A 6,769-nucleotide genomic window follows, 5' to 3' on the forward strand; every position below is an offset into this window, starting at 1 on the left:
GTAAAGGTTCGGGGCTAGTTGATTATAGACAATGTACCTGATAAAAAACGCGCCCTGATCGCCTGGCGGGCTAATTTGCCCGATGAGGTCAGGGTTAATTGATGTGGCTCAACCCACAGCACAGTGGCGGCAACACCGTAAGCGGCACTGACGGCCTGCAGCAGGCGTTGTTGCAGTTGCGCGCGCTGCTGCGGGTCGCTCAGGTGGTTTTGCACCAGAATGACCAGGCGCTCGCCTTCGCTTTCGCCATCGTTATTGCTATTGTCAGCAGGCACACCGATGGCGCATACATGCTGTGGCCGGATGGCGTGGTCGCAGGCGGCAACCGTCCATTCCACATCCTGCGCCCAGATGTTGCGGCCACGGATGATGATCAGGTCTTTGCTGCGCCCGGTAACAAACAACTGGTTTTCATATACAAAGCCCAGGTCGCCTGTGGCGATGAAACCGTCTTTATCCATGGTGGTCTGCCGTTGGTCGGCTATCAGATTGGGCTCAGCAATGCTGGGGCCTTTGACCCAGATTTCGCCAACCGGGTCTGCCGGGCTGGGCGGCTGGGCGGACGATATACCATCGCAGGGCATCGGCACAATCCTGATCTCATAGCCCGGCAGGGGCGGGCCGCAACTGACGAGTTCCTGCTGATGCCCGGTGTGTGTGAAGTGTTTGATCAGCGGCGGCTGGTCCGGCCGTGTCATGGTCACGGCCAGTGTGGCCTCTGCCAGCCCATAGCTGGGCGCAAATGCATTCAGGCGAAAACCATAGCGGGCCATTTGCTGGGCAAAGGTTTTGAGTGTGGCCGCATGGATCATATCGCCACCAATGCCGGCAATGCGCAGTGCGGACAGGTCAAGTCGGCTGTCCGGGTCCAGCCTTTTGGCTGCCAGCGCATAAGCAAACCCCGGCGCGTAGGTGATGGTGCTGTGCAGCGCCGACAGCAGTTCCAGCCACAGGGCCGGCCGGCGTGCAAAGCTGGCCGGTGGCAAATAGTCAATGGGAACCTGCCCGCTGATTGGGGCCAATACAAAACCAACCAGTCCCATGTCGTGATAATACGGCAGCCAGGAAAAAGCCCGGTCTTCAGGCGTGATCTGCATTCCCTCGCGCAGTATGGCGGCAATATTGGCTGCTACTGCCCGCTGCGTGATCAGCACACCGGTCGGGTTGGATGTGGAGCCGGAGGAAAACTGGATGTAAGCGGCATCATCGGCCTGCAACGGCGCATCTCTATTCAGCGCGGGTGATGCAGCGGCCTGTTGTGCCAGCGCTTCATACGAGACAACGGTGATCTGCAACTGTTCGCCAGCAGCCTGCGCCACCGGTTCAATACTGGCCGGTGTGACCAGCAGGCTGGCCTGTGCGGCTTGCAGCAACAGCACCAGTTTTTGGGTATAGGCATCACGCCCGGCGGCAAACAAGGTAAAAGGCAGCGGGCAGGGCAGTAGACCCAGGTACTGGCAGGCGAAAAACAGTGCAATGAATTCCAGGCGTGTTTCTGCCAGCAGCGCAATCCGGCTGCCGCGTGGCAGCTTTTTTTGTGCCAGCACAGTGGCCATCTGCAGCGCGTGCTGGCGCAACTGCGCATAAGTGTACTCACTGGTCACAGCCCCGCTGGTGCTGAAAAAGCGCAGCCCATTCTGGCCCTGCGCCGCATAGTCCAGAGCCTGTGCCAGGGTGTCAAAACCGCCGGCTTTTTGGGCGGGGTGCCGGGGTGTGGTCATTTCAATGAACGCCCGGCTTTGGCCAGCAGTGTCTGGTCTTTGAAGGTGCAAAACAGTAGCGTGTCAACACGTTTACCTTCGATGCTGATGCATTCCTGAAACAGGCGGGCTTCAAAGACAAAGCGCGGCGTTCCGATGAAGTTGAACAGCATGCGCCGGTTACTGGATAAAACGCGGGCTGTAATTTTCTCAATATCCCGATAGGCAAAAAAATGGTCCAGCAGCGCGTCAATGGTGGCCCATAACACGCCCTTGCCCTCGTAGGCGTGTTCGCCAACGCCTGTGGTGATGTTGCCGACTTTATGCATCAGATTGACATCCAGTGTGTAAAGTCCCAGCAGTAGCCCGGTTTGAGGGGCGAAAATACCGACAAGATAGCCGTTGCGGTTATCAAAGCTTTCAATGTAGCGCACCAGTTTTTCGTGTGTGAAATTCAGTGCGCGCAGGTTCAGGCCGGATAGGAATTCGGAGCTGTTGATCCACTGCAAAAACCGGGGGGTGGCATCTGCAGCCGTCAGGCTGCGCAGTATAAAACCATTGGTTTCAATGTGAACAGGCGCACCGGCGCCATGCTGTTTCATCTGTGTTATCGCATTCATGAGAGGCCTTTTTTGAAACACGCGGCTTGCCTGTCATGGCAGGGCGGGTATATGAAATGATGAACCCGATTTTATTGAAAAACAGCGCCCATGTGAGGCATGCCTTGAGAGCGCATTTTTGATCAAAATACGCTCCCCAATCTATTGCAGGGTTTTTCCCGCTTTGCGCATATCGTTGAGATCCCGGAAAGCGGAAAACACCAGCACATCCACTCTTTGCCCGTTCAGTCCGACACAATCTTTATAGAGCCGGGCTTCCAGGGAAAAACGGGGTGAGCCGATAAAAGTGAACAGCATGCGCCGGTTGGTCGCCAACACACGGGCAGAGAATTTTTCAATATCACGAAAGGCAAAAAAGTGGTCAAACAGCGCGTCATTGGTTGCCCACAGCACGCTTTTACCCGGGTAGGCGTGTTCGCCCATGCCCGCAGTGACGTTGGCGACCTTATGCATCAGGTTGACATCTATGGTGTAAAAGCCGATCAGCAGTTTTTGCTTCATGTCAAAAATGCCGATCAGGTAACCGTTCCGGTTGTCAAAGCTGCTGATGAACTGAGCCAGCGACTGCTGGGTGAAGTTCAGTGGCGGCAGGTTCATGCCGTTGAGCAGTTCAGGGCTGTTGAGCCATTGCAGAAAGCGCGGGGTGGCGTCTGCGGCGGTCAGGCTGCGCAGCAGGAATCCATTGGTTTCTATATAAACAGGTGCGCCTGCCGGGAGGGCGGGGCGGGCAGATGTATTCATGACAGAATTCCTCGAAATCAAACACGGACCATGTATTCAACGGTACCGGCAGTTTTTTTAGGGGGCAGAAGGTGCGGTGCTGTATCTGTATGGAAGTAATGACTTTTTTGGAAAAAAGGGGCTACAGGCACGGCACAGCGGTGGTTACTCCAGCGATTTGCCCGCCTTGAGCATTTCCTGCCGGTCCTCAAATCCTGAAAATACCAGCACGTCCACACGTTTGCCATTCAAGCCAATGCATTCTTTATACAGGCGTGCCTCCAGAACCATGCGCGGGTTGCCGATGAAGTTAAACAGCATGCGCCGGTTGGTGGCAAGCACCCGGGCCACCACTTTGTATACATCGCGGAAAGCAAAGAAGTAATCCAGCAGCGCGTCCAGCGTGGCCCACATGACTTTTTTGCCTTCGTAGGCGTGTTCACCAATGCCGGTCGTGATGTTGGCTACTTTATGCACCAGGCTGACATCCATGGTGTAAAAACCGATCAGCAGCTTTTGCTTTATGTCGAAAATGCCGATCAGGTAGTTATTGAGGTTATTAAAGCTGCTGATGAACTGGGCCAGCGACTGTTGGGTGAAGTTCAGGGGCGGCAGGTTCAGGCCGTTGAGCAGCTCAGGGCTGTTGATCCATTGCAGAAAACGCGGGGTGGCGTCTGCGGCGGTCAGGCTGCGCAGCAAATAACCATTGGTTTCTATATAAACAGGCGCGCCTGCCGGGCGCTGTTGCGGGTGGACTGTTTGCATGGCTTCTTCTCCTGCTCGCACAAAATTGAACCGATGTTGCTTGGGTGATACATCAGAACCCAGGCTGAATCATAACGCGGTTTTAAAAACCGTTAGGGGTGGAAAGTGGAATTCAAGCCGGCACTGCTGCCTGTACTGCTGATGCCATAAGGCCGAACACTTCCATATAGGATAGTGAACCGGGGTGATGAGCGCAACCGGTTGATACCGGGCTGTTTGCCCCCATGTTATTTTGCAGGATTATGCTGTTGTGATAAGTCGTTGCTTTATTGCACTCTTATTTCAGCTAAATCAATAAGTAAAGATAAAATACATGAAAAATATATGAAATTATAAAAACGGGTGGTAGCGAGCTGGAAAATCACATGATTTCAACGGCTGCATGCCGTTCAGATGAATCCACATCATGGGTGTTTAATGGGCAAATGATTCAATACATCAAATCAAAAAACATCGCTTAGTGATTAAAACGACACACATTGTTTTCAATGTGGTTTCCAATCGACAGTGAAATAGGAACTATTTCACGTTCGATTACGTTTTATACCCCTACTTGCGAACTAAAAAAAATTCAAAAATATCATATAGATATGATGAAAAATCATGACTGTTTCTGGTCATGGCAGTTCCATAACTCTGCTTTTATTGGGCTCTTATGAAAAATACGCGCACCTCTTTGAATCGTTTTCCCAAACGCCAGTTATACACGCTTTTGCTGTTGGCTTTGCCTGCACTACAGGCACATGCCGACACCTACACGTGGACCGGTATTCTGGACAACAATTTCAATGATGCAAACAACTGGCAACTGACCTCTACGGATACAGATCCCAATGGTTACGACCAGATGGTGCTCAACACCAATGGGACGACTGCCTACTACACCATTGCAGATGGCAATGGCATTGTTGTGACTCCAGGCGGCGCGTACACACCCAGGTCTTTGTCTATCGGCACAGGCAGCGGACAGCAGGGCGCTCTAACGGCGACCCGGCTGGATTACAGCCTTACCAGTGGTCATTATGCGTATCTTTCATTTTTGAATGTGGGGGTTGAGGGCGGCTCAGGCCAGTTAGACCTTCACCATAATGATTCAATTCCTTACCAGCCCACTATTTTTCAGGTGAGTGGCGGTTTGAACATTGGTTCCGGCGCGGGTTCCGAAGGTGTTGTTAACCTGCTGGGCCAGGGTAAAAGCATTGAAAGCCAGAACATGGGCATGTCGACCCTGTCCTTGGAAAGTGGCTCGGCCTCTATTGGTACTGATGGGGGTAAGGGCACCCTGACGATTGACGGGGCCGGTTTCACCGCAAACAGCAGCACAAATATCATTTTGGGTTCGGGCAGTGGCGGTGAGGGCACCATCAACATTCTGGGTGGCGGCAAGCTGACCGCCGGGGTCATGGGGGTTCCTTCCAGTTACAGGCCTATTGTGGGAGATGACGGCGGCACCGGGTATTTGAATATATCCGGGACGTCTGCAGACGGGGTTGCCAGCCGTGCGGTTATCGGCAACAGCTTGGCTGTTGGGCAAAACGGCGGGCTGGGAGAAGTCAGCATCACACAAGGCGGCAAGTTGCTGACAACGACGGCTTATGACGACCCGGCTTCCATCCAGTTGGGCGTGAATGGCGGTACCGGCAAAGTGACCATTGACGGCAGCAACTCCATTTGGGAGGTTGCAGGTTATTCCTATTTCACCGGAGGGTCGCTGGGCCAGGTGGGCGAGCTTCATGTCGGTGTATCGGGCAGCGGCGAATTGACCGTGGGCAATGGCGGTAAGCTTACCATCGGCCAACTGGAATATGGCAACGACTATGACCCGGTCAAGAATCAATCCTACTATTATGAAACCAACTTTGCAGGTGGCTCAGGCACGCTGTACCTGGCAGATGAAGCCGGCAGCAGCGGCACCATCAACATCGGTGCACCGGTAGGCCAGGCTGCACAAGGCACTGGTATCCTGGACATCCTGGACATCCAGTTTGGCGCGGGCAACGGCACCATCGTCTTCAACCACACCGACACCAGCGGCAGCTACACCTTTGATACGCCACTCGTGAGCGGCAGCGGCTACAGCCTGATTCGCCAGGTCGCCGGTACCACCACGCTGGCAGACCAGCCCGGCTTTACCGGAGACATCTCGGTAGAAGGCGGCACCCTGTTGATCAACGGCAGCCAGAGCATAGACAACGGTTATGTGAGCGGCGGCCTCTTCCTGATCAACGGCGACTACACCGCCAGCAACACCGGCGTCACAGGCGGCTACCTGGAAGTACTCGGGCAGGTCAACAGCCCTGTGACCATCAGCGGCAGCGGCACCCTGAGCGGCAACGGCATCATCGCCGGTGACGTCACCGTGGGCAGCGGCGGCACCGTATCGCCCGGCACCTCGCAGGGCGCTACGCTGGACACCCTGACCGTAGACAGCATAACCTTCAACCCCGGTTCCCTGTACTGGGCCCAAAGCAACCCGGACCGCACCACGGACATGATACACGCCAGCACCGCCAACGGCGGCAGCGGCGCCATCACCCTTAACGGCGGAACCGTGCACGTTGTAGCCGCCTCCAACGGCTGGCAGGAAGGCACCAGATACGACCTCCTGAGAGCAGACTCAGGCGTTACCGGGCACTTTGACAGCATCACCACCAACCTGGCGTTCCTCACGCCTGGGCTTGAGTACGACCCTACCCATGCGTACCTGTACTTCACCCGCAACAGCACCAACTTTGGTGACATCGGAGGCACCTACAACGAAATCAACACCGGCTGGGGCATACAAGGCCTGAATCCCGGGCATCCGGTGTACGACAGCATCGTCAGCATGAGCGCAGAAGAGGCCCGTGCGACCTACGACAACCTCAGCGGAGAAATCCACGCGAGTGCCAAGAGTGCCCTGTTCACCAACAGCCGGTACGCACGCGCAGCAGTCAACCAGCACCTGGGGAGCCTGAACACCAA

General features: G+C 55.0%; 5 protein-coding genes. 1 reads left to right on the plus strand and 4 read right to left on the minus strand.

Annotation, left to right across the window (positions count from 1 at the left end; genetic code table 11):
* Positions 1-14 precede the first annotated feature (14 nt).
* The 4 genes from CUZ56_RS13045 to CUZ56_RS13060 form a co-directional block, all read right to left on the minus strand.
* Positions 15-1,721 carry an AMP-binding protein gene (locus CUZ56_RS13045; RefSeq protein ID WP_126980840.1) on the minus strand — a complete coding sequence of 569 codons (1,707 nt, stop codon included), beginning with the start codon at positions 1,719-1,721 and terminating at the stop codon, positions 15-17.
* The gene (locus CUZ56_RS13050) at positions 1,718-2,320 is read right to left on the minus strand and encodes a GNAT family N-acetyltransferase (RefSeq protein ID WP_204250908.1); all 603 of its coding nucleotides are present in this window, start codon (positions 2,318-2,320) and stop codon (positions 1,718-1,720) included. Before CUZ56_RS13050 ends, CUZ56_RS13045 begins: the two co-directional genes overlap by 4 nt.
* Positions 2,321-2,461: 141 nt before the next feature.
* Positions 2,462-3,061 carry a GNAT family N-acetyltransferase gene (locus CUZ56_RS13055; RefSeq protein ID WP_126980841.1) on the minus strand — a complete coding sequence of 200 codons (600 nt, stop codon included), beginning with the start codon at positions 3,059-3,061 and terminating at the stop codon, positions 2,462-2,464.
* Between the two features lie 144 nt (positions 3,062-3,205).
* A complete protein-coding gene (locus tag CUZ56_RS13060; RefSeq protein ID WP_126980842.1) occupies positions 3,206-3,805 on the minus strand; it encodes a GNAT family N-acetyltransferase in 600 nt (199 codons plus the stop codon).
* Positions 3,806-4,460: 655 nt separating this feature from the next.
* Here CUZ56_RS13060 and CUZ56_RS13065 point away from each other — a divergent pair.
* Positions 4,461-6,769 (plus strand): autotransporter outer membrane beta-barrel domain-containing protein (locus tag CUZ56_RS13065; protein ID WP_204250909.1); only part of this gene is annotated, 2,309 nt, incomplete at its 3' end.

The sequence above is a fragment of the Saezia sanguinis genome (genome assembly GCF_003991585.1).
Classification (GTDB): domain Bacteria; phylum Pseudomonadota; class Gammaproteobacteria; order Burkholderiales; family Burkholderiaceae_C; genus Saezia; species Saezia sanguinis.

Coding starts and splice junctions, on each gene's coding strand:
- CUZ56_RS13045 (WP_126980840.1), bottom strand. CDS start 1,721: ATGACCACACCCCGGCACCCCGCCCAAAAAGCCGGCGGTTTTGACACC.
- CUZ56_RS13050 (WP_204250908.1), bottom strand. CDS start 2,320: ATGAATGCGATAACACAGATGAAACAGCATGGCGCCGGTGCGCCTGTT.
- CUZ56_RS13055 (WP_126980841.1), bottom strand. CDS start 3,061: ATGAATACATCTGCCCGCCCCGCCCTCCCGGCAGGCGCACCTGTTTAT.
- CUZ56_RS13060 (WP_126980842.1), bottom strand. CDS start 3,805: ATGCAAACAGTCCACCCGCAACAGCGCCCGGCAGGCGCGCCTGTTTAT.